Genomic DNA, 26,467 nt, shown 5'->3' on the forward strand with positions numbered 1-26,467 from the left:
CAGCGGCGTCGCTATCGCCGGTGATCGAAGCGGCGGGCCAGCCGCTCGCCCGCGAACTGCACCGCCGTGACCAGAACCACCAGGATTCCGATCACGTTGAACATCACGGCCGTTTCATAGCGCTCGTAGCCATAGCGGATCGCCAGGTCACCGAGCCCCCCCGCCCCCACCGCACCGGCCATGGCCGATGACCCGATCATTGCAATCACGGTCACCGTAGCGCCTCCGATCAACGCCGGCAGCGCCTCCGGCAACAGCACGTGCCGTACGATATGCCAGCGTCGGCAGCCCATTGCGCGCGCCGCTTCGATCAACCCCGCGTCGGTCTCGTTGAGCGCCACCTGCGACACCCGTGCGAAGAACGGTATCAGGTGTGCGCTGAGCGGTACCACGGCCGCCCACGTACCCATCGTGGTACCCACAATCAGCCGCGTGACCGGCAGCATGGCTACCAGCAGGATGATGAACGGGATGGAGCGGAACATGTTCACCAGCACCGACAGCACGCGATTCGTGCGCGGCCTCGGGGCCAGCCCGCCAGGCGCGGTGACCGTCAGCACAATGGCCAATGCCATGCCGACCACGAACACCACAAGGCAGGCGCTGCCCGTCATCAGCAGGGTTTCGCCGAACGCTTTCAGGTATTTTTCAGCCATTGGCAACACGGTGGGCTACCTCCACAGGATGAACGCTTGCCGGCAGACGCTTGCGCAGGGGCCGCAGCAGCGACAAGGTGGCTTCGGCCTGTGGCGTGGCAAACACGCGCCACACCGGCCCCTGTTCCTTCACCAGACCATTGTCCAGAACCAGCACGCGGTCGCACGCCTCCTCGATTACGGCCATGTCATGCGTGATCAGCACCACGGTCAGGCCAAGCTGCCGGTTGATGCCGCGCAGCAGCGCGAGGATCTGTTCGGTCGTTTCGGGATCGAGCGCCGAAGTCGCTTCGTCGCACAACAGGATCTCCGGACGATGCACCAGCGCACGTGCAATGCCCACGCGCTGCTTCTGTCCGCCCGACAGCATCGCCGGATAAGCCTGCGCCTTGTCGGCAAGCCCCACCGTTGCCAGCAGATCACCGACGCGGGTTTCGATCTCGGCGCGCCGCACGCCGGCCACGCGCAGCGGCAGGGCCACGTTGTCGAAGACCGTCTTGGCGGACATCAGGTTGAAGTGCTGGAAAATCATGCCGATGCGCCGGCGCAGCCTGACCAGCCCATGCTCGTCGAGGCGGCCGATGTCGGTGTCGTCTATCCACACATGGCCCCGATCGGGCCGCTCCAGCATGTTGATGCTCCGCAGCAGCGTGGATTTTCCCGCGCCGCTGCGGCCGATGATGCCGAACACCTCGCCCCGCTCGATCGTGAACGAGACGTCCGCCAGTGCAGGCGACGCCGCCCCCGGATAGGTCTTGCCAACCTGCTCGAACACGATGTGCGGGTCACGTGCCGGCAATTGCGAGATCGTGTGCATGCGATAGCCCCTTGCCGTCGGCCCTCAGAACGCCGGAATCACCGAACCCTGGTACTTTGTCAGGATGAACCTGCGCACTGCCTCCGACTGGTACGACTTGACCAGCTGCGGCACCCACGGTGCGTTCCTGTCTTTCTCCCGCACGGCAATCACGTTGACGTAGGGGTTGTTCTCGCGCCTTTCCACCGCAATGCCATCGCGCGCGGCGATCAGGCCCGCCTGGTATGCGAACGTGTTGACGATGGCCGCCGCATCGACATCGGGCAACGCGCGCGGCAGTACCACCGATGCGCTTTCGATGAACTCGAGCTTGCGCGGATTGGCCGTGATATCGGCCAGAGACACCGTACCCGTGTACGGGTCGAATCCGTCCTTCAGCTTGATCAACCCATGATCACGCAGAATGACCAGGGCGCGGGTCTGGTTGCTCGGATCGTTAGGAATGCCGACGCGGGCGCCGTTGGGCAGCGCTTCCAGCGACTTCACCTTGCGCGAGTAGAAAGCGATCGGCGAGATCAGCGTGTCGCCCACGTTGGCGATCTTGTAGCCACGCTGCCGGATCTGGTCGCGCAGGAACGGGATGTGCTGGAACGAATTGGCGTCGAGGTCACCGTTGTTCAGCGCCTCGTTCGGGCTGGCGGTGCCGGTGATGATCACCGTTTCAACCTTCAGGCCGTTCCTGGCGGCTTCGCGCGTGACGACCTCCCAGATTTCCTCGTCCACGCCGCCCCGCACGCCCACCTTCAACGTCTTGCCGCCCGCTGTCTGGGCGTAGGCCGATGCAATCGGCAAGGTCAGCGCCAGAGCCAGCGCGGCGATGACACCAAAGGCGGAGCGTCGTTTCATGATGACAGGTGCGAGAGTTTGGGAAGCACCAGTCTATGAAGCCCTTCGCCCCCGGTCCAAGAAGTAATCCGAGATAGCAAATGCGGACTACGCCGCCGCGCGTGCGTGCGCCCTGCCTGCCGGGCGGGCCAGTCCCATGTGCTCGCGCAGGGTACTGCCCTCGTAATCCGTGCGGAACAGTCCCCGCCGTTGCAGGATGGGCACCACGCCGTCCACGAAATCCTGCACGCCATCGGGCAGCACATCGGGCATCAGGTTGAAGCCATCGGCGGCACCGTTGCGGAACCAGTGCTCGATATCATCGGCGATCTGCTCGGGCGTGCCCACAATGACACGATGCCCGCCCCCGCCCGCCAGCTCGCGGATCAACGCACGCACCGTCAGGTTCTGGCGCTGTGCCAGCGCGATCGTCGCGTGGAAGAACGTGTGGTTGCCATTGGCCGGCAGCACAAGACCGTCCGGCAACGGTGCATCGAGCGACAGCTGGTCGGCGGTAATGCCCAGCGTGCCAGCCAGCCGGTTGAGGCTGTAGTCCCACGGTATCAGGTCGACCAGCGCGTCGCGCCGCTGGCGTGCCTGGGCCTCGGTGGCGCCGATGATCGTTGTCAGGCCCGGCAGGACCTTGATCGCCGCCGGGCTCCGGCCCAGCGATTCGGCGCGCCGGTTCAGCGCCGCGCGGTATTGGCGCGACTCTTCCAGCGATTGCGACGCCGAAAAAACGGCCTCGGCATGCCGCGCGGCCAGTTCGCGCCCGTCGTTCGATCCACCGGCCTGGAACAGCACCGGATGCCCTTGTGGCGGGCGCGGCAGGTTCAGCGGCCCCTGCACATCGAAGAACGCCCCGTGATGGGCAATCGGCTGCAGTCTTTCGGTGTCCACGAAGCGGCCCGAATCACGGTCGCCTACAAATGCGTCGTCCTTCCAGCTATCCCACAACGCCTTGACGATGCTGGTGAACTCGTCGGCGCGCGCATAGCGTTGCGCATGGTCCGGCGGCGCGGCGCGGCCGAAATTGCGCGCCGAGCCGGCGTCGGCCGTGGTCACGACGTTCCAGCCGGCGCGTCCACCGCTGACATGATCCAGCGTGGCAAAGCGCCGCGCGATGTTGTAGGGCTCGTTGTAACTCGTCGAAGCCGTTGCCACCAGCCCGATATGGCTTGTTGCCACCGCCACGCAGGCCAGCAGCATGGTGGGCTCCAGCGCGGTGATGGGTCGGAAGTTGACCTGATCGGCAATGGACGCATTGTCGGCCAGGAAGATGGCATCGAACTTGCCAGCCTCTGCGATCTGCGCCAGCCGGACATAGTGCTGCACGTCGACAAAGGCGCGTGGATCACTGGCGGGCAGGCGCCAGGCCGACGGCACGAAGCCCGAGTGAAGCGCGTTGAGATTCAGGTGAAGCCGGGCGGGCGGCAAGGCGTTGGTCATGGTGGCGAGACGCGGGTGCGCGTTGGCAATACGGTCCAGCCGATGAGCATAGGCAGGAAACCCGGGAACGCGAACGAACGAAAGCCGATATCGATATGCCCTGCTTCGCTCCGTTCAGCGCCTGGCCGTCGCGCGGCATCCGGGTCATATCCTCGCTATGCGGGGCTGGTGGAAGAAACGAGGCCGCCGTGCTGGACTGAACTGGCCGCATCCCCCTGCGGAAACCCGCAGTCATCCCTTGCCTCTCGGCGACGGACCAAAAAAAACCGGGGCGATTGCCCCGGTCTTCGTTGCCGCTCTGTCAGCCCTGCTCAATTCGCCATGGAATCGTTCAGGCGGTTATGGTTGTTCGACTGGCCTTCCTCGTCCGGCCAGTTGCGGCCCACCATCCACTCGTAGAGCGTTGGCAGCACGATCAGGGTCAGCAGCGTGGCCGTAATCAGGCCGCCGATGATGACGATGGCCAGCGGGCGCTGCGTTTCCGAGCCGATGGCACGCGAGATAGCCATCGGGAACAGGCCCAGCATGGCCAGCATGGCCGTCATCAGCACCGTGCGCAGACGGTCCATCGAGCCAGTCAGCACGGCCTGGCGCACCGGCATGCCTTCCTGGCGCAGCTGGTTGAAGTAGGTCACCATCACCACCCCGTTCAGCACCGCCTGACCAAACAGCGCGATGAAGCCGATGGCCGCCGAGACCGACAGCGGAATGCCGGTCAGGAACAGCGCGAATACACCGCCAATCAGCGCGAACGGGATGTTCGAGATGATCAGCGCAGCGCTCTTGAACGACTGGAAGGCGTTGAACAGCAGCAGGAAGATCAGCAGCACCGACAGCGGCACCACGATCGACAGCCGCGCCATGGCGCGTTCCTGGTTCTCGAACTCGCCAGACCAGCTGATCTTGACGTCCTCGGCGTTCACGTTCTTCTTCACCAGCGCCTGCATGTCCTTCACCACACTGCCCATGTCGCGGTCGTGGATGAAGATACCGATCGACGTGGTGCGCTGGCCGTTCTCGCGGCTGATGTTCATCGCGCCGGACGCCGCCCGGAACGTCACCAGTTGCGACAACGGCACCTGCGCCCCGTCGGCCGTCTGCATGAAGATGTTCGGCAGGTTCGGCAGTTCGCGCTCGCCCGGTTTCAGGCGCACCACCACGCTGAAGTGCTTCTCGCCTTCCCACAGCTCGGTGGCGGCCTTGCCGGCCAGCGCGCTTTCCATCAGGTCCTGCACGTCGGCCACGTTGATGCCGTAGCGGGCGGCCTGGGCACGGTCGAATTCCAGCACGTACTGCGGCAATTCGCCGTCGCGGTCGATAAACGCGCGCATCACGCCCTGGACGGACTGCACGTTCGCCAGGATCTGGTCGGCCACCTTCTTGTTGTGCTCAAGGCTGTCGCTCTGCACCTTGATCACGATCTGGCCCTTGATCTGCGAGATGCTTTCCAGGATGTTGTCGCGCACCGGCTGCGAGAAGTTCGGCTCGATGCCCGGCAACTGGCGCAGGTTGTGGTTGATCTCGTTGATGATCTTGCGCTTGTCGAAACCCGCGCGCCATTGCTTGTCGGCCTTCAGGTCGACCAGGATTTCGACGGTGTTGATCAGCTTAGGATCGGTACCGTCGTCGGGGCGGCCCACCTTGGAAATCGTGGTGTTCACCTCGGGCGTCTTGCGAATCACGGTGCGCAGGATACGGGCCTGATCGCGCGCCTCGTCCAGCGACACCGACGCCGGCAGGTCGAAGCTGACCCACATCGAGCCTTCGTCCAGCTCGGGCAGGAATTCGCTGCCCAGGAACTTGCCCACGCCCACGGTCGCCACCAGCAGGCCCAGTGCAATGCCCACCACCGTCTTCTTGTTGTCCAGTGCCCAGGCCAGCATCGGCTCGTAGATGCGCTTGCAGTAGCGCACCACGAAGTTGTCCTCGTGGGCGATGTTCTTGGTCAGCAGCAGGTGGCACAGCAGCGGCACCACGGTCAGCGACAGGATCAGCGAGCCGATCAGCGCGCCCGTCACCGTGTACGCCATCGGCGCGAAGATCTTGCCCTCGTGGCGCTGCAGCGTGAAGATCGGGATGTGCGCCGCGATGATGATGATCATCGAGAACACGGTCGGCCGGCCCACTTCGGTGGTGGCCTGCAGGATCGCGTAAAGCCGCGCCTTGTTGTCCTTGATCTGCTGTTCCTTGAGCTCGCCCAGCCGCTTGAAGATGTTCTCGACGACGATCACCGCGCCGTCGACGATGATCCCGAAGTCCATCGCACCCAGCGACAGCAGGTTGGCCGGAATGCCCACCCACGTCAGGCCGATGAACGTCGACAGCAGCGACAGCGGGATCACCAGCGCCACGATGGCCGCCGCGCGCACATTGGCCAGGAACAGGTAGAGCACGGCCAGCACCAGCAGCGCGCCCTCCACCAGGTTGCCGAACACCGTATGCAGCGTCTTGTCGATCAGCGTGGACCGGTCGTAGTACGGCACGATCTTCACGCCCTTGGGCAGGATCTGCGTGTCCAGCAGCTCGATCTTCTGCTTCAGTGCCTCAAGCACCACCGACGGGTTCTCGCCCTTGCGCATCACCACGATGCCCGAGACGATGTCGTCCTCGTTGTCCTGGCCCATCAGGCCCTGCGGCGGCGCCGAGCCGATCTTCACCTCGGCAATGTCCTTGACCAGGATCGGCGTGCCGTTGTTCTCGGCCACCACCACGTTGGCGATATCCGCCGACGAACGGAAGCTGCCCAGCGAACGCAGCAGGTACTGCTGGCGGCCATGGGCCACCGCACCGCCGCCGGCATTCGAGTTGCCGCGCTGCAACGCCGTGAACAGCTGCGATAGCGAGATCTTGGCGTCGCGCATGCGGCCCAGGTTGGGGTTCACCTCGTACTGCTTGATCGAACCGCCAATGGTCACCACGTCGGCCACGCCCGGCACCTGACGCATGTTCTTTTCGACCACCCAGTCCTGCAGCGTACGCAGTTCCTGCGCCGTATAGCCCTTGCCGGTCAGGCGGAAGCGGAAGATTTCGCCGATGGCCGTGGACAGCGGCGCCAGCTCCGGCTGCACGCCGTCGGGCAGGTCAACGCTGCGCAGGCGCTCGATGATCTGCTGGCGCGCGGTGACGTCGGTGGCCTTGTCATTGAAGGTCACCATCATGAACGACAGGCCGAACTGGGTGTGCGAGAACACGCGCACCGAGTTCGGCGTGCCGGCCAGCGCCGTTTCGATCGGGATCGTGACCTGGCGCTCCACTTCCTCGGCGGCGCGGCCTGGGTACAGCGTGATGATGTTGACCTGGATGTCCGAGACGTCCGGGAAGGCCTCGATCGGCAGGTTCTTGAAGGCGGCCAGGCCGCCCGCGATGAAGATGATCAGGCCGAGCCAGATGAACAGCTTCTGGTGCAGCGCAAAATGAACGATACGTTGGATCATCGGGCCGCCCTTATTGCTTGGCGGCCGCACGCACGGCATTCACCGCGGTGGCATCGCGCAGGATGTCCTGCAGGTAGAGATTGCCGTCGGTGATCACCACATCACCGGCCTTCAGGCCCGACTCCACTTCCGTCGTGCCCGGCAACGACACGCCCAGCTTGACCTCGCGGCGTTCGAACACGAACGGCGCGGCGGACGTGCGCACGAACACATAGTTCTTGTTGTCGGCCAGGAACACGGCCTTGGACGGCACGGCGATGCCCTGGAACGACGCGGCCTGGAGCCTGGCCGTGACGAACATTTCGGCCTTCAGGCGGCGGTCGGCGTTGGGCACCGCCAGGCGCACCTTCACGCTGCGCGAGGACGGATCGACATAGTCGGCGATCTTCACCACGGTGCCCGTGAACGTCTCGCCCGGGTAGGCGGCACTGATCAGCTGGACGTTGATGCCGGACTTGAACAGGCCCAGGTCGGCCTCGGTGGCGTCGAGCTGCGCCCAGAGCGTGCTGGGATCGGTGATCAGGAACAGCGGCGCGTTGGGCTGCTGGTCGGGACGCACTTCCATGCCCGGATTGATATTGCGCTCCACCACCAGGCCGTCGATCGGGCTGCGCAGCGCAAAGCGCTGGTTCACGGCATCGCCACCGCCAGCGCCATACATGCGCAGCGCGGCCTGGGTGCGCGCCAGGTCGGCGGCAGCGCGGGCGTTGTCCGCCTGGGACTGCTCCAGGTCCTTCTGGGCGATCACGCCAGCCTGGTACAGCTCGCGCTGGCGGGCCAGGGCCTTGGCGGCCACGGCGCTGTCGGCGGCGGCCTTGCGGGCGTCGGCCTGGGCCACGCCGTAGTCGGGCGACGTCAGCATGGCCAGTGCCTGGCCGGCCTTCACCGCGGTGCCTGGCTGCACCATGATTTCCATCACGCGACCCACGAACGGCGTGGCAACGCGCACGGTCTTGTCCTCGTTCCAGACCAGGCGGCCCGGCATGCTCAGCATGCGGTCGCCGCCACTTTGCACGGGCTGGCCGACAACGCCCGACAGGGCCTTCACGCTGGCCGGATACGTGATCGTCTGGCCGGTGATCTTCGGCTCGTCATCGTTTTCCGGGACTTCCTTCTTGCCACAGCCGGCCAATGCCAGCGCGCACAGCGACACCACGGCGGCCATGCGGAAACGGCCGGAGAGAGACGGGATATTAAGGGCGCGACGCATCGGTACGAACCTGGGGAAGCTTGTTGATATCGGATTGAGTGGACTGGAGCGCGGTCAGGTATGCCGACAATGCCTTGGCATAGTTGCCCTGTGCCTCCACGGCATCCACACGGGTCTGGCGCAGCGCGCGGCGTGCATCGAGCAGGTCCAGCACGCCGCTGGCCCCTTTCGAATAGGCGAATTCTGCGCTGTTGGCAACGCTTTCGGCGGCCGGCAGCACCGATTCGCGCATCTGCTGCAGCGACGCCCGGGCGGCATCCAGCTGCGCACGCAGCCTGCCGATCTCGTTCTGGGCCTCGAGCAGGATGCGGTTGCGGTCATCCAGCGCAGCGTAGTAGTCAACCTCGGCACGGCGCGCCTCGCCGCCGAAACTGTGGCGCACGAACAGCGGAATCGACACGAAGGCGCCGTAGCTGTTGCCGCTGCCGGTGGTATTGGCTTCCGAGACCGGATAGTGCTCGTACTGCACACCGACGGTCACGTCGGGCACGCGGCCGGCACGGGCCAGGTCGCGCTGCGACGCCGCGGCGGCCAGCCGCGCTTCGGCGGCCGTCACGTCGGGGCGGCGCTGCAGCACCTCGGGGTCGAACGGCGGCACCGTCGCATCGGGCGCCGGCCAGTCCGCCACCAGGCGGTTGTCCATCAGCGTGCCGGGCACGCCCATCGCGGCGGCCAGTGCGGCCTTGTCACTGCTGTGGTCGGCGATGGCGGCGCGCAGGTCGCTCTGGGCACGCAGCGTTTCGAGCTGGAGCTTGGTCACGTCGGCGCGCGACACATCGCCCGCCTTGAGCCGTGTTTCATTGGCCTGCTGGGTCCGCCCGTAGAGCCCGACCGTCTCGGTCAGCACTTCCACGCGGTTCTGGCTGACCGCGGCTTCGTACCAGGCCTGGTCCACGGCGCCCAACTGCTGGGCCACCACCGCCTGGGTCTGTTCGCCAGCGGCGGCGCTGGCCTTGCGGGCGGCCTCGGTACGCAGATTACCCTTGTTGGCCGTCTCGATGACCTGGTCCACGCGAACGGTCGAGTCCACCGTCTTGCTGCGCAGGTTGCCGGCGCCCACGCCAAGGTGCGGGTTGATATTCGCCACGCCCAGGCTCAGCACCGGGTTGGGCCGCTGGGAAGCAATCTGGATATCGGCCTGGCTGGCCTCTTCATTCCGGCGGGCGGCAATGATGTCGCGGTTGCAGCGCAGCGCGTCAAGCCGCGCCTGCGCCAAAGTCAGGGCAGCCTTGGCCGGTGGTGGCACGCAGGGGCCGTCGGGCGGCATCGGCTCGCTGGCGGCGTGACCAGCGCTGGCCACCAGGGCAAGCAGCGTTGCCGCGGCGGCACGGGAAACAGGAAAATGCACGATCAGTCTGGCTCAAGTCGACTTTCAGTCTGCAGTAAACGACCGTGCCACCCGAATGGTGCACCGGACAAGTGACTTTTATTGTTCTTTCTTGCCCGAATGGCGCCCCTTTATTCCTTATGCCGGACAGCGCACGATCTCCCATGCGCATTTGACAGCATCTTGATTACAAGCGGCTTTCATCCTGCCGATAAATTTCAGCATTTGCGTCGAACCCACCGGTCAGGGAAAACACCGATTGGCGTGTCGCAAGCGTAAATGGCTGCGTGGATGTTTTTTCGTTAAAACATTAATAGAATATTAACTAGTTGAGACGCCCACGATTCTTTGAGCACGCTCAAGCACCGGCCGGTCGACCATTTTGCCGTCGACGGCAATAGCTGCCCCCTGGGCGGCGGCAGCCTGCTCCACCACGCGGCGGGCCCATGACACTTCGGCATCGGAAGGCGCCAGCCCCTCATGCACACCCGCTACCTGGTTCGGGTGAATCAGCAGCTTGGCGCCAAACCCGAAGCGGCGTCCACGCAACGTATCGGCGGCCAGCGCCTGGGCGTCGCCGATGGCGGTGCACACGCCATCCACCGGCGCGGGCAGGCCGGCGGCGCGGGAGTGGAGCACCAGCGCACTGCGGCAGGCATGCAGCGGCAGGTCGTCATCCATCACATCGAGATCGAACATCAGGTCGATGCTGCCGAACAGCAGGCGCGTGACGCCGGGCGCACGTGCCACATCGGGGAGATCGACAAAACCGACAGCGGTTTCCAGCAAGGCATGGCACGGCGTATCGGGCAGCACGGCGCGCAGGGCCGCCAGCGACGCCCTGTCAGTCTTCGGCAAGACGATGGCCTGCACTGCCTGTGTCCGGCAAAACGCAAGATCGTCGGCAAAGTACACCGTATCGGCGCCATTCACGCGCAGCAGCAACGCCACGCCAGCCGCGTCGGCCTGCCCCTGCAAGGTGCGCCATACGGCATTCAATCCATCGCGTGCCTCGGTCTTGGCATCCGGCGCGACGGCGTCTTCCAGGTCGACGATCACGGCGTCGGCACCCGCCGCAATCGCCTTGCCGATACGTTCCGGGCGCGACGCCGGTACAAACAGGTAGCTGCGCGGGACGCGCGCCAGGGCGCGGGTTGTGTTCATGCCGCCCTCCTCAGACCACACCGTCGGCGTGCAGGCTGGCGATCTGCGCCGCGCTGCAGCCCACTTCGGCCAGGATGGCATCGGTGTGCTGGCCGACGCCCGGCACGGCGTCCATCCGCGCATCGGTCATGCCCGGCGGCAGCAGCGCCGGAATCGGCCCGGCCGGGGTATCCACCTGGCGCCAGCGCTCGCGGGCGGCCAGTTGCGGGTGATTCCACACATCGGCCATGGTGTTGACGCTGGCGTTGGCGATCTTCGCCGCTTCCAGGCGCGCCACCACCTCGGTGGCGCTGAGCCGGCCAAAGGCTTCGACGATGCGGGCCCGCAACTGGGCGCGGTTGGCGCTGCGCAGGCTGTTCGTGGCAAACGCGGCCTGCGTGGCCAGTTCGGGTTCCTGCAGCACCACCTTGCAGAACACCGCCCATTCGCGCTCGTTCTGCAGGCCCAGCATCACGGTCTTGCCGTCGCCGGTCGGGAACGGCCCGTAGGGATAGATCGTGGCGTGTGCGGCACCGGCGCGCGGCGGCGGCTCGGCGCCTTCGAACGCGTAATACATCGGGAAGCTCATCCATTCGACCATCGATTCAAGCATCGACACGTCGATACGCTTGCCGCGCCCGGTCTGGCCCCGCTCGATCAGCGCCGCCAGCACGTTGCTGTAGGCGTACATGCCGGCGGCGATGTCCGCCACCGAGGCTCCGGCCTTGACCCCTTCGTCGGGCGTGCCGGTCACCGACACGAAGCCCGATTCGCTCTGCACCAGCAGGTCGTAGGCCTTCTTGTCGCGGTAAGGGCCGTCGCCACCGTAGCCCGAGATATCGCAGACGATCAGGCGCGGATAGCGCTTCGACAGCGTTTCATAGTCGAGCCCCAGCCGCGCGGATGCCCCCGGCGCCAGGTTCTGCACCAGCACGTCGGTCTTTTCCAGCAGGGCCTCCAGCACCGGCGTGGCGCCCGGCGCCTTGACGTCCAGCGTCAGGCTTTCCTTCGAGCGGTTGGTCCAGACGAAGTGCGACGATTGCCCGCGCACCCGGGTGTCATACGCGCGTGCGAAATCGCCAGGGCCCGGACGTTCGATCTTGATGACGCGGGCGCCCAGGTCGGCCAGCTGGCGGGTGCAGAACGGCGCGGCGATGGCCTGTTCGAGCGAGACTACGGTGATGCCTTCAAGCGGTCTGGACATGGCAGTGTCGGGGGCGAAAGATGCGCATGGCGCGATGCCGACAATCTACCCGCGGCCGCCAGCCATGTGAAATAGGGATTGCGGAAGGCACCATAAGTAGAATCAATACCCTGGAGTTTTCATATCTGATAAGCCGAGGGGGGAGACCCGTAATCATGGACATCCGCGCCATGCGCTATTTCGTGGCCATCGTCGACCACGGCAGCCTGACCCGCGCCGCCGAGGTGGTGTGCGTGGCACAGCCCGCGTTGTCGCAGCAGCTGGCCGCGCTGGAAGACGAATTCGGCGTGCCGCTGGTACATCGTGGCGCCAAGGGCGTGCGCCCCACGGAAGCCGGCAAGACGCTCTACCGGCATGTGCGCAATATCCTGCGCCAGATCGAGATTGCCGGAGCCGACGTGCGCGTGGCCGGCACCGAGGTCTCGGGCACCGTAGCCATCGGGCTGCCCACCACGGCCGCCGCCGCCTTCGGCATGGCCTTGGTGCGTGCGGTGCGACAGCGCTACCCGCAGGTACGGCTGCAGCTGTTCGAGAGCATGAGCGGCTATATCTCCGAACTGCTGAACCAGAACCGTCTCGACTTTGCCATCCTGTTCCGCGATACACCGTCGCGCGCCGTGGAGCCCGAGCCGCTGGCCAGCGAACCGCTGTACCTGATCGGCGCGCCGCCCGGCCCGGCGCCGCGCGGCAAGGCCACCGAGACGGTGGCGCTCAAGGCGCTCGACGGCATCCCGCTGGTGCTGCCCAGCGGATCGCAAGGCCTGCGCGAGGTGGTGGAGCGGCGCTTTGCCCAGGCCGGCATCGACCTGAACGTGGTGGCCGACCTGGATTCGTTGCCGTTCCTGCTGGCCGCCGCCCGCGAGGGGCTGGCCTGCACGATCCTGCCGGCCTCGTCGCTCGACGAAAGCGACGCCGCCGTGCCGCGCCGGCGCATCGTGCCCGAACTGCGGCGCACGCTGTCGCTGTGCTGGCCGCGCGCTCTGCCGAGGTCCAACGCGGCAGAGGCCGTGGCCGACGTGCTGCGCGAGATCGTCAAGGAAAGAATTGCAGAAGGCGGCTCGCTGGCGCCAGCGGCATTGCAAACCCGCTAGCGGCCGACCCAAGCCCGGCGCGGCGCCCCGGCCCGCGCTTGCCACGCGCCGGTTCCTCCCGCATCATCGCCACATCCCTCGTCGTTCGTCGCCTACCCAGTCAGCCATGGCAACTGCCAGCTACGAGTTCAAGCCGCATGAACGGCCGTCGATGCCGGGGTCGCCTGCCACGCCAGACCACCCCACGCCGCGGCGCGTGGCCTATTTCTGCGTGGGGGTGCTGATCGGGCTGACCGGCGGCTTCGGCAACGCGCTGGTGGTGGCCAACCTGAACAACATCCAGGGGGTGTTCGGCCTGTACAGCGACGAGGCCGCGTGGTTGTCCACGGTCTATGTCATGACCAATGTCTGCATGTCGATGCTGGTGATCAAGTTCCGCCAGCAGTACGGCCTGCAGCGCTTCACCAAGGTCTTCCTGCTGTCCTACGCGCTGGTCACCGGCGCGCACCTGCTGACCCACTCGTTCGCCACCGCCCTGCTGGCCCGCGCCGCCAACGGCATCGCGGCCAGCGGCATGTCCACGCTGGCGCTCTACTACATCATCCAGTCGCTGCCGGCCCGGCATCGCATGCGCGCCGTGGTGATCGGCTTCGGCGTGCCGCAGCTGGCCACGCCGCTGGCGCGCACGTTTTCCACGGGCATGCTCGAAGCAGGCAACTGGCAGACGCTCTACCAGTTCGAATTTGGCCTGTCGCTGCTGTCGCTGGTGACGGTGACCCTGCTGCCGCTGCCGCCCAGCGAACGGATCAAGGCGTTCGAGCCGCTCGACTTCGTCACCTTCGCGCTGTTTGCGCCCGGCATGGCGCTGCTGTGCGCGGTACTGGGCCAGGGCCGCATCCTGTGGTGGACCGAGGCGCCGTGGCTCGGCTACGCGCTGTGCGGCGCGGTGATCCTGATCGCGGCTGCGCTGTGGATCGAGCACAACCGCGTGAATCCGCTGCTCAACACGCGCTGGCTTGGCAGCATGGCGATCATCCGCTTTGCCGTGGTGGCTACCTCGGTGCGCATCCTGCTGTCCGAACAGCCGTATGGCGCGGTGGGCCTGCTGACGGCGCTGGGCATGGGCAACGACCAGCTGATCTCGCTCTATATCGTCGTGTCGATGGCTACCGTGGCCGGCATCGCCGCCAGCGCGCTGACCCTGAACCCGCAGAACCTGGGGCGGCCGATCCGCATTTCGCTGATCCTGATCGCGATCGGCGCGTTCGTCGACGCCGGCTCGACGAACCTGACGCGCCCGCAGAACATGTACTTCACGCAGTCGCTGATCGCGTTTGCCGCGGTCTACTTCCTGGGGCCGACGCTGCTGATCGGCATGGGCAGCGCACTGCAGCGCGGCATGAGCCATTTCGTCAGCTTTTCCGCACTGTTCAGCATCACCCAGTCGCTGGGCGGGCTGGCCGGATCGGCGCTGCTGGGCACGTTCCAGACCTGGCGCGAGAAATTCCATTCGCATGCACTGGTGCAGGGCATCAGCCTGTCCGATCCGCTCGACGCCGCGCGCCTGCAATTGCTGGGCAACGTCTACAGCCGCGTGCTGGCCGACCCGGTGCTGCGCCAGACCGAGGGCGCCATGGCGCTGGCACAGCAGGTGACGCGCGAAGCCAACGTGCTGGCGTTCAACGATGTGTTCCTGGTGATCGGCATCCTGTCCACGGTCACGTTCGTCTGGCTGCTGGCGCTGTACCTGAACAGGGTGGTGCCGGGCCATGTTCCCGAGAAGAAGCCACCGCCACCGTCGTCATCCACGGAGACAGGCACTTGACCCCGCCGCCCGACTCGCCCACCTCGCCCGAGCCATCCGATCGCCCCGCCGCCCCACCGTCCGCCGGCAAGCCCGAGCGGCTCAAGGACCCGGTGGAGGTCGAGACCGCGCCCAAGGGCTGGGCACCGCCGCGCGGTTCGCGCCGGCTGACGGCGCTGATCATCGTCGTGGCGCTGGTGAGCGTGCTGATCATCCTGTACGCGTGGGGCCTGCCGCCGTTCTCGCCGGCAATCCAGAGCACGGACAACGCCTATGTGCGCGGCCAGACCACGATCATCAGCCCGCAGGTGAGCGGCTACGTGACCGAAGTAGCGGTGCATGACTTCGATCTGGTCAAGACCGGCCAGGTGCTGCTGCGCATCGACGACCGGATCTACCGGCAGCGCGTGGCGCAGGCACGTGCGTCGCTGAACACGCAGATCGCCAACCTCGCCAACGCCGACCAGACCCAGCGCGCCCGCGAGGCCACGGTCAAGTCGCAACTTGCCAATGCCGACAACGCCCGCGCCCAGCTGTTGCGTGCCCAGGCCGACATGAAGCGCGTGGACGAACTGGTGGCCGATGGCTCGGTGTCGCTGCGCGAGCGCGACCAGACCCGCGCGGCGCTGCGCCAGGCCGAAGCCGCGGTCGAGCAGTCGCGCGCCGCGGTGGAAATCGCCCGGCAGGATGTGGAAGCCATCATCGTGGGCCGCGATGGGCTCAAGGCCGCCGTGGAACAGGCGCGCGCCGCCCTGCAGCTGGCCGCAATCGACCTGTCGAACACCATCGTCAACGCGCCGCAGGACGGCCGGCTCAGCCAGATCGGCGCAAGGCTGGGCCAGTACGTGACATCGGGCACGCAGCTGATGTTCCTGGTGCCGCCGCAGCGCTGGGTCATCGCCAACTACAAGGAAGCCCAGACCGCGCGCATGGCACCGGGCCAGCGGGCCACGTTCCGCGTGGATGCGCTGGACAACGCCCGCCTGACCGGCCGCGTCGAGCGCCTGTCGCCGGCGGCCGGCTCCGAATTCGCGGTGATCGTCGCCGACAACGCCACGGGCAACTTCGTCAAGGTGGCGCAGCGCATCTCGGTGCGCATCGCCATCGACCCCGACCAGCCGATGGCCGAACGCCTGCGCCCGGGCATGTCGGTGCAGGCCGAAGTCGACACCAGCACCAACCGGCCGCCGACGCGATGACACACCGGATCGGCGTTCCGCCCCGCATCGCGCTGCGCCTCACGCGCCGCGCCGCGCTGCCCGCCATCGCCGTGCTGCTGGCCGGATGCATGGGACCGCGCCCGCCCGTGCCGGAGCCCGTCGCGCCGCCGACCGCCTGGCGTGTGGACCCGGGCCCCACCGTCGCCATCGAGCGCGAATGGTGGCAGACCTACGGCGATCCGGCGCTGACCGCGCTGGTGACCCAGGCGTTGGGGCAGAACGACGATATCGCCATCGCCGTCACGCGCGTGCGCCAGGCCGATGCCCAGGCGCGCATCGCACGCGCCGACCTGTTCCCGACACTGGACTTCACGGCCAGCGGGACGCGCGCCCGCGCCATAAATGCGTTTGGCACGGCGGGCACGCTCAATACCGGGCAGCTTGCGTTCGATGCCTCGTACGAGGTGGATCTGTTCGGGCGCATCCGCGACGCAGTGGGCGCCGCGCGCAACAGCCTGCTGGCCAGCGAGGCGGCACGCGACACCACCATCCTGTCCGTGTCGGCCGCCGCGGCGCGGGGCTATATCACACTGCGGGCGCTCGATGCCCAACTCGACGTGGTGCGCCAGACGCTGACCTCGCGCGCCGATGCGCTGCGGCTGGCGCGCGATCGTGCCCGGGCCGGCTATACGTCACAGCTCGAATACGAACAGGCACGTGCCGAGTATGAATCGACCGCCCAGGCGGTGCCCCAGGCCGAACTGGCCGTGGCACGGCAGGAAAACGCGCTGGGCGTACTGGTCGGCAATCCCGATGCGGCCACCATCGTGCGCGGCCTGCCGCTGCGGGCACTGCAGCAACCGCCCGTACCGGCTGGTCTGCCGTCCGAACTGCTGCGGCGGCGCCCCGACGTCGCCCAGGCCGAATACACGCTGGCGGCCACCGACGCCAGCCTGTCCGCCGCACGCAAGGCCTATCTGCCGCGCATCCCGCTGACCGCCTCGGGCGGGCTGGTCTATGTCACCGGGCTAGCCAATCCGATCCGGATCTGGACCCTTGGCGGCAGCGTGCTGGCGCCACTGTTCGAAGGCGGGCGTATCGTGGCCGGCGCCGACGCCGCTGCCGCCCAGCGCGACGAGGCCGCCTATGCGTACCGCCGCGTGGCGCTGACGGCTTTCCGCGAGGTCAACGACAACCTGGCCGCCGTACAGAAACTGGGCGAACAGGAAGCACGGCTGCGCGATCAGCGCGACGCGCTGGCGGCCGCCCTGCGCCATGCCACCAATCGCTATCGCGCCGGCTACTCGCCCTATCTGGAACAGCTGGATGCCCAACGGCAACTGTTCAGCGCCGAACTGAACCTGATCCAGGCCCACGCGGATCGGCTCAATGCCAGCGTGGCCCTGTACCAGGCGATGGGCGGCGGCTGGCAGCTGGCCCGCGAGCCAGCCGCCGCGCCGCCGCCTGGCGGGGCAGGCCAATAAGAAAAGCTTATGGCGCCAGTCGCCGATTGAATTTCTCCTGCGTGCAGGCCTGGGCTAGAGTGAGCGCCACTACGCCCGGCAAGACTCCATAACACCGGCCGGGCCGCACTCATCAGGAGACAGCATGACCCGTACCCTTCGCGCCATGGCCGGCCTGGCGCTGGCGGCAGCCGCCATCGGCCACGCCCAGGCAGACACCTATCCGTCGAAACCGATCCAGATGATCGTGCCGCAGGCACCCGGCGGCTCCAACGACATCGTTGCGCGGCTGGTGGCAGCCGACCTGTCGCAGCGGATCGGCCAGCAGGTGGTAGTGGAAAACCGTCCCGGCGCCGGCGGCAATATCGGCACGCAGACTGCCGCGCGCGCCACGCCCGACGGCTATACGCTGCTGATGACCATCAGCAGCACGCAGGCCATCAACCCGTCGCTCTACCGGAGCGTGCCGTTCGATCCGGTCAAGGATTTCGAACCGATCTCGCTGGTTGCCACCGTGCCCAACGTCCTGGTGGTGAATCCGGCCTTCCCGGCCAAGTCGATGTCGGAACTGATCGCGATGGCCAAGGCCAAGCCCGACTTCTATCGCTATGGTTCGGCCGGCAACGGCACGCTGAACCACCTGCTGGGCGAAATGCTGAACACGACGGCCGGCATCAAGCTGGAACACGTGCCGTACAAGGGCGTGGCGCCCGCACTGAACGATGTGCTGGGCAACCAGGTGCCGATGGCGTTCGCAAGCCTGCCGTCGGTGCTCTCGCACATCAAGGCCGGCAAGGTGCGCGCGCTGGGCGTCAGCTCGGCCAAGCGGTCGCCGTTCGCGCCCGATATCCCGGCCATCGGCGAAACCGTGCCCGGCTATAGCGGCGACCTGTGGGTCGGACTGTTCGCGGTGCGCGGCACGCCGAAGGACGTCGTGCAGAAGCTGTCCACGGCCATGCAGGCTGCGCTGGCCGACAAGTCGCTGCGCGACAAGCTGGCCGCGCAGGGCGCCGAAGCGCTGGGCGGCACGCCCCAGCAGCTGGCCACCACGCTGCGCACCGATATCGACAAATGGGCGAAGATCGTCAAGCAGTCGGGCGCCCAGGTGGACTGATCGGCCCGGCAGTCAGGGCGGGGGCCGCCGATCCCCGCCTTGCGCGACCGGCTTCGTGTCGGTAATTTCCCTAATGTCTGCTCCATGTCCGCGTATCATCGGGGCTCGCCAGATCCGTACCCGCCCCTGATTCGCCATGCCTGACCATTCGTTGCTGTCCGCCCTGCTCATCTTCGGACTTGGAGGGCTACTCGGCGGCGTCGGCGGCCTGTTCGGCATCGGCGGCGGCCTGATCGCCATTCCCGCCATCGGCCTGCTGTACGGCATGGACCAGCAGCTGGCGCAAGGCACCTCACTGGTCATGATCGCGCCCAATGTCGTGATCGGCTTCTGGCAATACCGCAAGCGCGCCGATATCGATCTCAGGACCGCCGTCGTCCTTGGCCTGTCGGCCATGCTGTCCACCTATCTTTCCGCAAGACTTGCCACGTCGATCGACGCCGCCCTGCTGCGCCGCATCTTCGCCGTGTTCATGATCGGACTGGCCCTCTACTTCCTCTGGCGACTACTGCCCGGCCGCGCCGCGACACACCAGCAGGCCCGCGTATCCGCATCCTGGATTCCGGCGGTTGGCGTGGTCGGCGGCGCGTTCTCCGGATTCTTCAGTGTGGGCGGTGGCGTGGTAGCCGCCCCTGCCCTGGTCGGCCTGTTCGGCATGCGCCAGGCCGCCGCCCAGGGGCTGGCCCTGGCCCTGGTCACGCCCGGCGCCGTGGTCGCCCTGCTCACCTACGCGCACGCCGGTCATGTGGACTGGTACAGCGGCATCCCGCTGTCGCTCGGCGGCATGCTGACAATCTCCTGGGGCGTGGCCCTGGCCCACCGCATGCCCGAGCGACGCCTGCGCGCGGCATTCGCGGTATGCCTGATTGCAACGGCGGTGGTGATGCTGGTGCGGGGGTAGGCAGTCCGTCACGCGCTGATCGCACTATCCCTGTTCATCGCGGAATGCCGACCAGGCAGACTATCTCGCCATGCCGGGCGTCGAGCGTCAGCGCACGCTTGCCGAGAATGCATGAACTGCTGGTGGCAGAACGCGGAAGCACACCGCCATGCCGCAACATTCCATTGCGCGCAGCCCTCAAGCGGCCTTGCGGAACACCAGGCTGAAGTTGTTGGCCGGCATGGCAACCGGTTCTGCGCAGGTCAGGCCCTGCGCCGCGCCCAGTGCGATCACGGCTTCCATGTCGCGCACGCCCCATTCGGCATCGGCCACGCGCAGTTGCCGGTCGAATGCTTCGTTGCTCGGTGCGGTATGCGCGCCGTTGCGGCGGTACGGACCATAGAGATACAGCACGCCGCCCGGCGACAGGCGGCGGCCGGCGCCGGCGAACAGCGCCTCGGCAGCGGCCCATGGCGCGATGTGGATCATGTTGATGCAGACGATGGCATCCACCGCGTCGATGCCCCAGGGCTCCTGCCTGACGTCGATGGCCAGGGGCGGCAGCACGTTTGCAGTCTTGTCGTGAGCCGTCCAGGCCGCGATCGATTCGCGGTGCGTGGCATCGGGGTCGCTGGGTTGCCAGGTCAGCCCGGGCAGCGCGGCCGCGAAGTAGACCGCATGCTGGCCGGTACCGCTGGCGATCTCGAGCACCGTGCCGGTTTTCGGCAGGGCGTCGCGCAAGACGGCCAGGATGGGCGCGCGGTTGCGGTCAGTGGCGGGCGCCATGCGGCGCGCGGTCAGGTCTGCGGCGGGCTGTGTCATGGGGATTCCTGTGAGCGTGCGCCGGGCGATGCGCCTGGCGCCAGCCCACAGGGTAGCAGGCCTGCCCTGCCTGCGTAGTCAGACAGGGTCGGAAAGGTCCGATGCGTGCGTTACGCGCGCCGGTTCAGCCGCAACGCCGACGGCGTGGCCGTCAGGTAACCGACGGCCGCACCGAAGCGGTCCTTGTAGTTGGCGCGCACCAGCGGGTCCAGCGTGCCCTTCACCTTGTCATGGAGCCCCTTTTCCCAGTCGCCGGCGTGCTGGAAGTTGCTCATGATGTAGGTCCAGCCGTGGATCTCGTCCACCGCGTGCAGCCCGGTGGATTCCGCACCGGCCGGGCACGACAGCACGCGCGACAGCTGCTTCGTGTCGACGTTGTACGCCCACAGGAAGTTGTTCACGTGCGTGTTGCTGTCTTCGCCGATGAACAGCGTGCGCAGCGTCTCGGAGAACTTGAGGTTGTCCGGCGTGGCCACCTTGTCCGGGTTGGCGTAGTTGCCCAGCGCGTCCTGCGCCTTCTTCGGGCCACCGCCAAGGTCTTCCGAAACCAGCGCCGGCACGGCCGCCATGTCGACCGGCACCCATTCGCTGTCGATGCGGGCGCCCGCCTGGTCAGACTGCGCGCCGCGCAGGTTCAGCTCGTAGACCGCGCCCGAGTACGGGCCTTCCACGCGGATATCGCCCGCATTGGCGGCATTGCCGGCCAGCATGCTGGACTCGATGCGCGAGATGGCCGAATACGCCTTCTTGTCGGCGATATTGACGGTGGTGCCTTCCATCTTGGTGAAACCCAGGCTGCCACCCACCAGCGCGGCGTAGCGGTGGGTTTCCAGGAACGCGGCGGCCTTTTCCTGCCCCGGCCTGAGCCTGACCCAGTTCGGCTTGCCGTCGAACAGGATGCGGGTGTAGCTCGCATCCTCCGGGTCCTTGAACTGCACGTCCATGATGTCCGTGACCTTGATGCCGCTGTCCACGAGCTTGCGGATCTCGTCGCTGCTGGCGCTGCCCAGCGGAATCCACGACAACGTAGCCGCGCCCGGGCCGGTGCCGGATGTCTGGTGCCACTTGCCCACATACAGCTTGCCCGCCGACAGGTCGCGCGGACGGTCGGCGATGAACATGAACAGGCCGCCATTGGTGGCATCGTCGCCCATCAGCACCGTGCGCTCGTCGGGCATGACCTGCACCAGTTCGTGCGAGATGCGGCCCAGGCAGTAGTGCTTGCGGATCGACCCTGTGCCGTCGGGGTTCACGGTCACTTCCGGCAGGTGGCCGTAGTGGTACGGATTGGCGCGTCCTGCATCGCCATACAGGTGCTGGCTGAAGCCACGCAGCTTCTTGTCGGTGCTGGCCCTGGCCGCGTCGGGCTCGTATTCCTCGCTCGACAGGTGCGTGTTCCAGGGCGACAGGCTCGCGCCGCAGGTGATCCACAGCCCGTTCACGCCAGACGTGTCCACGTTGTGATAGCTCACCAGGCTCAGCTTGCCGGTCCTGGGGTCCTGGTCCAGCGTCAGCACGGCGATGGGCGACGGCAGCATGCCGTGCATCTCTGCGTCGGCCTGGTCGCGCGTGGTGTACTCGAACTGCACCACCGCGAACACCGTGTTGCCCTTGACGCCGCGCCCCCTGGCGTTGCGCAGCGTCAGCAGCGAACTGCCGTCGGGAGCATCGGAATAGAAATGGCGCGTCTTGCCCGGCACCGAGGTGTCCATGATCGGCCGGTTCTGGATGTCGTAGTAGCCGCCGGCCAGCACCTTGCCGCCCTTGCCGTCCGGCACCAGGTCGCCGGTGACGAAGAACGGCTGGTAGGCCAGCGTGTAGTCCTGCTCCGTGCCGTCGGCATACGACACCTTCAGCGACGAACCCACCGTCGTGGTAGCCATGGCCGCGGCGTTGTCCAGCGTGGGCGCGGCCATGCCGGTGAACGTGGCCGACGCGAAGGCGGCGGCCTTGCGGCGCGGTGCTGCGGCAAAGGCGGCCTCCATGGCGGACATGCCGCCTGCCAGGCTGGCGGCAGCCGCGCCGAGCGGCAGCATCGGGGCGCCGCCCAGGATTTTCAGGGCACGGCGACGGGCATTGACGGTCTGGTCGGACATGGGATTCAGTGGGCTCTGGTGGGTGTCTGATAGTTCTTCTGAAATCACGCGCTGCGGCAGGAACGGCATCTGCCCCGTCCGGATGGTAAGGCGCTTTCATGACAAGTATTTGACGGTCAGCAAGCTGTCACACAATCGGTGCCGCGACGGGCTGCGCTACACTCGCCCCTCCTGCCTGCCGATTGCCAGACCTGCCTTGCCCACCTTCACGCTAGCCGCCCCCGTTCACGCCGAGATCGAGATACGCAAGAGCCGCTTTATTGCGTTGGCGGTGCCGGTGCCCGATCGCGAGGCGGCGATGGCCGTGATTGCGGACCTGCGGGCCCAGCACCCTGCGGCCACGCACGTCTGCTGGGCCTTGCTGGCGGGCGGGCAATCGGGCATGTCCGACGACGGCGAGCCGTCCGGCACGGCGGGCCGGCCCATCCTCGAGGTATTGCGCCACCACGACCTGGATGGCGTGCTGGCCGCCGTGGTGCGCTATTACGGCGGCATCAAGCTTGGCGCCGGTGGCCTGGTGCGCGCCTATACCGACGCCATCGCGGTCGCGCTCAAGGATGCGGCACGCATCGAGCGCATCGCCTATGCCACGCTGACCGTGCTGGTCGACTACCCGGACGAACCGCGCGTGCGCCGCTGGATCGAGCAGTCGGGCGATGCGGGCTGCACGCTGACCGAGACCCGCTACGGTGCGCTGGCCACGCTGGTCATCCGCCTGCCGGCCGCGCTGCGCGAACAGGCGCAGGCGGCCCTGCGCGATGCCACCCATGGCCGCGCCGGGTTTCCGGCACACCAGGACTAGCCGCATGGCCGAGTCGCAATACGGCATGCCCGTCGACATCCTCGATGACAACCGGGAATTCACGGCGCAGGTGCTGCCCGGCCAGGTGCGCTTTGCCGCGCCCGCGTCGCTCAGCCTGCTCGAAAGCGCCCTGCTCGATGGCCTGAGCCTGCCCAGTTCCTGCCGCAACGGCACCTGCCGCGCCTGCATGAGCAAGCTGCACGCGGGCAGCGTGCGCTATCGGATCGAATGGCCCGGCCTGAGTCTTGACGAAAAGGATGACGGATTCATCCTGCCCTGCGTGGCATGCCCTACCAGCGATGTGGTGTTCGAGCCGGTTGGCGCGGACTGGCTTCGCCGGGAGACCGCAGGCGACACCGGCACGGCTTAATCGCGCTGGCGGCCGTTCACCGAAAAGAAACGAAGCGCAATCTTGAGGGCATCGGGCCCGCCCGGGTCCGAGAACGCCTGCCCGGGCGCGCCGCCGCTCCACGCGTGGCGCAACCCTTCCACCTTGACCACGCGTAGAAAGGGACGGGGTCCGGCCTGCCAGTCGAACACGTCCACGGCACGCCGCGTGCCACGCCGCACACGCCTGGCGGGCAGTGCGACGGGTGCCGGGCTGCCGGGTGGCAGCAACTCCAGCCACATCGCCGCCGTGGAGGTGGCATTGTCATAGGACACCACGCTGTCTTCGTCGCCATGCAGCAGCAGCAGCGGCGGCGGACAACGCCCGGCCAGTGCCAGGCGGGCCGCCACGGCGTCGGGCGCCCGTTCGCCGCGCATGGCCTTGGGTGCCTGCGTGGCGTTGATGGCGCTATAGGGGGCGGCGCCCGAATGGGAACCGATGGCCGCGAAGCGATCCGGATAGCGCAGCCCCAGCATCATCGCCATGGCGCCGCCAGCCGACAGGCCGAACGCGCAGACACGGTTCGCCAGAATGGCGTAGCGCTGGCTGACATGGTCGATCATCGACATCAGCAGCGCGGTTTCCGATGCGCCGCGCGCGGCGGGCCGGAACCAGTTCCAGCAGCGCTGGGCGTTAGCCTGCATCGACTGCTCGGGCATCAGCACGACCCAGCGCGCGTCGCGCGCCACCGCGGCTACGCGGGCGCACGCGGCAAAACTGGCGGCATCCTGCCCGCAGCCGTGCAGCAGGACCAGCAATGGCGCCGGCCGGGCCGCGCTGACGCCAGGCGGGACAAACACCCGGTAGCGGCGCTGCCCCATGCGGCCGATCCCCAGGCTGAAGCCCCACTGGCCCTCCTCCCAGGATCCGCCGCCCTTGCTGACCGGTGCGCGCGCCGGCGTGACCACACCGGTCAACGCCTGCCGCGCCACCTTGCCCACGGCGCGCCCCATGGCCTTGCTGACGGCCTGGCTCTGCTGCCTGGCCGCGCGCATCATCGGGTCGGTCACGGTTTTCGTGACCGTGCGGCTGAACTGGCGTGCGCTGCGCGTCGCCTGTTTGCTCAGCGTTGCCCACAACTTCGTGCCGCCAGTGCGCCGTTTCATGCCGCATCGCCCTTTCGTTTCCGCTGCTGCGTGGTCATACCTCCGCTGCGATGATGCACGAGTCTACGGGGCGAATATGTCAGATTGTCATGAATCCACGCGTCGGAAAGCGCCAGGCCGCAGCCGCCCCGCCTACCGCCTTGTCACTGGCCGCCCGCATCATGCACGGCGCGACTGTCGGCCGGCGCTTCGTCGCGCTCGTGCAGGCCGTAGTCGCGCAGTACCTGCGCCACGCGCAGCCGGTAGTTGGCGAACACGCCGCCGCGCCCGGCCGCCTGGGCCTGGCGATGGTCGAGCGTATTGCGCCAGGCCATCACGGCGGCTTCGTCGCGGAAGAACGACAGCGACAGCAGCTTGCCGGGGGTCGTCAGGCTCTGGAAGCGCTCCACCGAGATAAAGCCGTCGATGGCTTCCAGCGTCGGTTTCAGATGGGCGGCGATATCCAGATAGGTGTCCTGGCGCCCGGGCGCGGGCTCGACTTCGAAAATGACGGCAATCATCGGGGGCTCCTTGTCACGGTTCATGGTTGTACGGAGAACTGCGGAATGCGTGCATTGACCGATGGCCGATAGCGTACGCGATCGGCCAGGCGCGCCGGCCGCATGCCACGCGACAGCAGCGCCTGCACGGTACTGGCGGCCAGCACCTGGGCCAGCGCATCGCCGGGGCAGCCATGGCGCCCGGCGCCAAATGTCCACGGGCGGGTAGCCGCCTCAGCGCCGTCGCGCCTGGCGTCATCATGGGACGCGGCGGCCAGCAGCACCAGCACCGCATCGTTGGCGCGAACCGGCTGGCCGCACACGATGGCATCGGCGGCCATGAAACGCCGCGTGTTCTGCACCGGCGGGTCCAGACGGGCCACCTGCGCCACCAGCGGGTCGACCGGATCGGCCGGGCCCGGCAACTGGCCGGTGCGCGCCAGATGGACCAGCGTGTTGCCGGTCAAGCCCGCCGTGGCCTCGCACGCCTGGATCATCAGGCCGATGGCGTTGGCAACCATCGCCGGGGCATCGATGCCAGCCAGCGCGGTGTCCCGCGACAGGCTCTGCAGCAGGCTGCCGGCCGGTGCGGCGGGCGCACAGTCGTGTGTCCACTGCGTGAGCCATTGCGCAGCTGCCGCGCCGGCCTCCACTTCCGCCGGCGTAGCCAGCGGCGACATTGCCATGGCAAAGGTGGAAACGAAGCCGGCCACGCGCGTGGAGACATGGCCGTCGGCATCGCGTTCGAGCGGCAGGCCCAGCAGGTCTGCCACGGTCAGCACGGGCAAGGTGAACATCCAGCGCGTGGCCTCGTGCGCATCGTCGTCGGTCATGCGCGGCAGCCCCGCTGCCAGCGCGTGGGCACGCACATGCACCAGGCCCAGGTCGAGCCCCGCAAGCCGGCGCAGCACGATGGATTTCAAGGCTGCGTGCGCCGGCCCGTCGTTCATGCGCATCAGGCGGCCGAACAACTGGCCGGCGGGGCCTCCGGCCAGCGCGGGCGGCACGGGCTGCCCGGGCGGGCGCACGCGGGCAGCGGGATGATCCAGCACTTCGGCCACGGCTGCCGCGCTGGCGGCCACCCATAGCTTCAGCGTGACGTCGTAGTGGAACGGACGCGTGCGTGCGAGCTGGCGATACCAGGGATAGGGATCGGGATGCGTGACCGCGGCAATAGGGTCGGCGGGGGCGACCGCCGTCTCGGCCGAAGGGGGCAACGCCTGCGGGACATCAAGGGACGAATTCATCACGGTTTTC

Annotated in this window: 21 protein-coding genes and 1 pseudogene; 8 read left to right on the top strand and 14 right to left on the bottom strand. The window is 67.3% G+C overall.

Features of this window, described 5'->3' with window-relative positions; translation table 11 throughout:
• Positions 1 to 11: 11 nt before the first annotated feature.
• The 9 genes and pseudogenes from ACOABP_RS22400 to ACOABP_RS22440 form a co-directional block, all read right to left on the bottom strand.
• The gene (locus ACOABP_RS22400; protein ID WP_066741076.1) at positions 12 to 656 is read right to left on the bottom strand and encodes a methionine ABC transporter permease; all 645 of its coding nucleotides are present in this window, start codon (positions 654 to 656) and stop codon (positions 12 to 14) included.
• 31 nt (positions 657 to 687) lie between these two features.
• Positions 688 to 1,473, bottom strand: a pseudogene (locus ACOABP_RS22405) (methionine ABC transporter ATP-binding protein); the annotation flags it as partial.
• Between the two features lie 24 nt (positions 1,474 to 1,497).
• Positions 1,498 to 2,319 carry a MetQ/NlpA family ABC transporter substrate-binding protein gene (locus tag ACOABP_RS22410; protein WP_474230375.1) on the bottom strand — a complete coding sequence of 274 codons (822 nt, stop codon included), beginning with the start codon at positions 2,317 to 2,319 and terminating at the stop codon, positions 1,498 to 1,500.
• Between the two features lie 87 nt (positions 2,320 to 2,406).
• Entirely contained in the window at positions 2,407 to 3,747 is a 1,341-nt protein-coding gene (locus tag ACOABP_RS22415; protein WP_474230376.1) for an LLM class flavin-dependent oxidoreductase, read from the bottom strand.
• A gap of 311 nt (positions 3,748 to 4,058) precedes the next feature.
• Positions 4,059 to 7,181 (bottom strand): efflux RND transporter permease subunit, encoded by a 3,123-nt coding sequence (locus tag ACOABP_RS22420; RefSeq protein ID WP_474230377.1) that lies wholly within the window; start codon positions 7,179 to 7,181, stop codon positions 4,059 to 4,061.
• Between the two features lie 10 nt (positions 7,182 to 7,191).
• Positions 7,192 to 8,391 (bottom strand): efflux RND transporter periplasmic adaptor subunit, encoded by a 1,200-nt coding sequence (locus tag ACOABP_RS22425; RefSeq protein ID WP_474230378.1) that lies wholly within the window; start codon positions 8,389 to 8,391, stop codon positions 7,192 to 7,194.
• On the bottom strand, positions 8,375 to 9,739 hold the full coding sequence (locus ACOABP_RS22430; RefSeq protein ID WP_474230379.1) for a TolC family protein: 1,365 nt from the start codon (positions 9,737 to 9,739) through the stop codon (positions 8,375 to 8,377). Before ACOABP_RS22430 ends, ACOABP_RS22425 begins: the two co-directional genes overlap by 17 nt.
• Before the next feature lie 300 nt (positions 9,740 to 10,039).
• Positions 10,040 to 10,882: an HpcH/HpaI aldolase/citrate lyase family protein gene (locus tag ACOABP_RS22435; protein ID WP_474230380.1), complete on the bottom strand. Its 843-nt coding sequence runs from the start codon at positions 10,880 to 10,882 to the stop codon at positions 10,040 to 10,042.
• Between the two features lie 10 nt (positions 10,883 to 10,892).
• The gene (locus tag ACOABP_RS22440) at positions 10,893 to 12,065 is read right to left on the bottom strand and encodes a CaiB/BaiF CoA transferase family protein (RefSeq protein WP_474230382.1); all 1,173 of its coding nucleotides are present in this window, start codon (positions 12,063 to 12,065) and stop codon (positions 10,893 to 10,895) included.
• Positions 12,066 to 12,220: 155 nt separating this feature from the next.
• Between ACOABP_RS22440 and ACOABP_RS22445 the strand changes: the two genes are divergently transcribed.
• The 6 genes from ACOABP_RS22445 (at position 12,221) to ACOABP_RS22470 (ending at position 19,538) form a co-directional block, all read left to right on the top strand.
• Entirely contained in the window at positions 12,221 to 13,156 is a 936-nt protein-coding gene (locus ACOABP_RS22445) for a LysR substrate-binding domain-containing protein (RefSeq protein WP_474230384.1), read from the top strand.
• A 106-nt stretch (positions 13,157 to 13,262) separates the two neighbouring features.
• Positions 13,263 to 14,921, top strand: coding sequence for an MFS transporter (locus ACOABP_RS22450; RefSeq protein WP_474230386.1), 1,659 nt, complete (start codon positions 13,263 to 13,265; stop codon positions 14,919 to 14,921).
• Positions 14,918 to 16,099, top strand: a complete 1,182-nt coding sequence (locus ACOABP_RS22455) for an HlyD family secretion protein (protein WP_474230387.1) — start codon at positions 14,918 to 14,920, stop codon at positions 16,097 to 16,099. Before ACOABP_RS22450 ends, ACOABP_RS22455 begins: the two co-directional genes overlap by 4 nt.
• Positions 16,096 to 17,544, top strand: coding sequence for an efflux transporter outer membrane subunit (locus ACOABP_RS22460; protein WP_474230388.1), 1,449 nt, complete (start codon positions 16,096 to 16,098; stop codon positions 17,542 to 17,544). The genes ACOABP_RS22455 and ACOABP_RS22460 overlap by 4 nt, the downstream gene beginning before the upstream one ends.
• A 124-nt stretch (positions 17,545 to 17,668) precedes the next feature.
• Positions 17,669 to 18,637 (top strand): tripartite tricarboxylate transporter substrate binding protein, encoded by a 969-nt coding sequence (locus ACOABP_RS22465; protein ID WP_474230390.1) that lies wholly within the window; start codon positions 17,669 to 17,671, stop codon positions 18,635 to 18,637.
• Positions 18,638 to 18,773: 136 nt separating this feature from the next.
• Positions 18,774 to 19,538: a sulfite exporter TauE/SafE family protein gene (locus ACOABP_RS22470; protein WP_474230391.1), complete on the top strand. Its 765-nt coding sequence runs from the start codon at positions 18,774 to 18,776 to the stop codon at positions 19,536 to 19,538.
• Positions 19,539 to 19,715: 177 nt separating this feature from the next.
• Here the strand turns inward: ACOABP_RS22470 and ACOABP_RS22475 are convergent, their stop codons facing one another.
• The gene (locus ACOABP_RS22475; protein ID WP_474230392.1) at positions 19,716 to 20,339 is read right to left on the bottom strand and encodes a DUF938 domain-containing protein; all 624 of its coding nucleotides are present in this window, start codon (positions 20,337 to 20,339) and stop codon (positions 19,716 to 19,718) included.
• A gap of 110 nt (positions 20,340 to 20,449) precedes the next feature.
• Entirely contained in the window at positions 20,450 to 22,435 is a 1,986-nt protein-coding gene (locus ACOABP_RS22480) for a PhoX family protein (protein ID WP_474230393.1), read from the bottom strand.
• A gap of 196 nt (positions 22,436 to 22,631) precedes the next feature.
• Here ACOABP_RS22480 and ACOABP_RS22485 point away from each other — a divergent pair, with 196 nt between their 5' ends.
• Together ACOABP_RS22485 and ACOABP_RS22490 are read left to right on the top strand one after the other, a co-directional pair.
• The gene (locus ACOABP_RS22485; RefSeq protein ID WP_474230394.1) at positions 22,632 to 23,237 is read left to right on the top strand and encodes an IMPACT family protein; all 606 of its coding nucleotides are present in this window, start codon (positions 22,632 to 22,634) and stop codon (positions 23,235 to 23,237) included.
• Between the two features lie 4 nt (positions 23,238 to 23,241).
• Entirely contained in the window at positions 23,242 to 23,607 is a 366-nt protein-coding gene (locus ACOABP_RS22490) for a 2Fe-2S iron-sulfur cluster-binding protein (RefSeq protein WP_474230395.1), read from the top strand.
• Here the strand turns inward: ACOABP_RS22490 and ACOABP_RS22495 are convergent.
• The 3 genes from ACOABP_RS22495 to ACOABP_RS22505 all read right to left on the bottom strand — a co-directional run bounded on the left by ACOABP_RS22495 (position 23,604) and on the right by ACOABP_RS22505 (position 26,457).
• A complete protein-coding gene (locus ACOABP_RS22495) occupies positions 23,604 to 24,731 on the bottom strand; it encodes an extracellular catalytic domain type 1 short-chain-length polyhydroxyalkanoate depolymerase (protein ID WP_474230396.1) in 1,128 nt (375 codons plus the stop codon). The genes ACOABP_RS22490 and ACOABP_RS22495 overlap by 4 nt on opposite strands.
• 143 nt (positions 24,732 to 24,874) lie before the next feature.
• On the bottom strand, positions 24,875 to 25,231 hold the full coding sequence (locus tag ACOABP_RS22500; protein WP_474230397.1) for an antibiotic biosynthesis monooxygenase family protein: 357 nt from the start codon (positions 25,229 to 25,231) through the stop codon (positions 24,875 to 24,877).
• A gap of 20 nt (positions 25,232 to 25,251) precedes the next feature.
• Positions 25,252 to 26,457 (bottom strand): cytochrome P450, encoded by a 1,206-nt coding sequence (locus ACOABP_RS22505; protein WP_474230399.1) that lies wholly within the window; start codon positions 26,455 to 26,457, stop codon positions 25,252 to 25,254.
• Positions 26,458 to 26,467 lie beyond the last annotated feature (10 nt).

This window comes from Cupriavidus sp. HE11 (assembly GCF_056097175.1).

Bases quoted from the DNA above. Each gene is read 5' to 3' on its own strand.
- ACOABP_RS22465 (WP_474230390.1), top strand. From the start codon at position 17,669: ATGACCCGTACCCTTCGCGCCATGGCCGGCCTGGCGCTGGCGGCAGCC.
- ACOABP_RS22480 (WP_474230393.1), bottom strand. From the start codon at position 22,435: ATGTCCGACCAGACCGTCAATGCCCGTCGCCGTGCCCTGAAAATCCTG.
- ACOABP_RS22450 (WP_474230386.1), top strand. From the start codon at position 13,263: ATGGCAACTGCCAGCTACGAGTTCAAGCCGCATGAACGGCCGTCGATG.
- ACOABP_RS22500 (WP_474230397.1), bottom strand. From the start codon at position 25,231: ATGATTGCCGTCATTTTCGAAGTCGAGCCCGCGCCCGGGCGCCAGGAC.
- ACOABP_RS22400 (WP_066741076.1), bottom strand. From the start codon at position 656: ATGGCTGAAAAATACCTGAAAGCGTTCGGCGAAACCCTGCTGATGACG.
- ACOABP_RS22460 (WP_474230388.1), top strand. From the start codon at position 16,096: ATGACACACCGGATCGGCGTTCCGCCCCGCATCGCGCTGCGCCTCACG.
- ACOABP_RS22475 (WP_474230392.1), bottom strand. From the start codon at position 20,339: ATGACACAGCCCGCCGCAGACCTGACCGCGCGCCGCATGGCGCCCGCC.
- ACOABP_RS22445 (WP_474230384.1), top strand. From the start codon at position 12,221: ATGGACATCCGCGCCATGCGCTATTTCGTGGCCATCGTCGACCACGGC.
- ACOABP_RS22435 (WP_474230380.1), bottom strand. From the start codon at position 10,882: ATGAACACAACCCGCGCCCTGGCGCGCGTCCCGCGCAGCTACCTGTTT.
- ACOABP_RS22415 (WP_474230376.1), bottom strand. From the start codon at position 3,747: ATGACCAACGCCTTGCCGCCCGCCCGGCTTCACCTGAATCTCAACGCG.
- ACOABP_RS22495 (WP_474230396.1), bottom strand. From the start codon at position 24,731: ATGAAACGGCGCACTGGCGGCACGAAGTTGTGGGCAACGCTGAGCAAA.
- ACOABP_RS22420 (WP_474230377.1), bottom strand. From the start codon at position 7,181: ATGATCCAACGTATCGTTCATTTTGCGCTGCACCAGAAGCTGTTCATC.
- ACOABP_RS22490 (WP_474230395.1), top strand. From the start codon at position 23,242: ATGGCCGAGTCGCAATACGGCATGCCCGTCGACATCCTCGATGACAAC.
- ACOABP_RS22505 (WP_474230399.1), bottom strand. From the start codon at position 26,457: ATGAATTCGTCCCTTGATGTCCCGCAGGCGTTGCCCCCTTCGGCCGAG.
- ACOABP_RS22440 (WP_474230382.1), bottom strand. From the start codon at position 12,065: ATGTCCAGACCGCTTGAAGGCATCACCGTAGTCTCGCTCGAACAGGCC.
- ACOABP_RS22470 (WP_474230391.1), top strand. From the start codon at position 18,774: ATGCCTGACCATTCGTTGCTGTCCGCCCTGCTCATCTTCGGACTTGGA.
- ACOABP_RS22410 (WP_474230375.1), bottom strand. From the start codon at position 2,319: ATGAAACGACGCTCCGCCTTTGGTGTCATCGCCGCGCTGGCTCTGGCG.
- ACOABP_RS22425 (WP_474230378.1), bottom strand. From the start codon at position 8,391: ATGCGTCGCGCCCTTAATATCCCGTCTCTCTCCGGCCGTTTCCGCATG.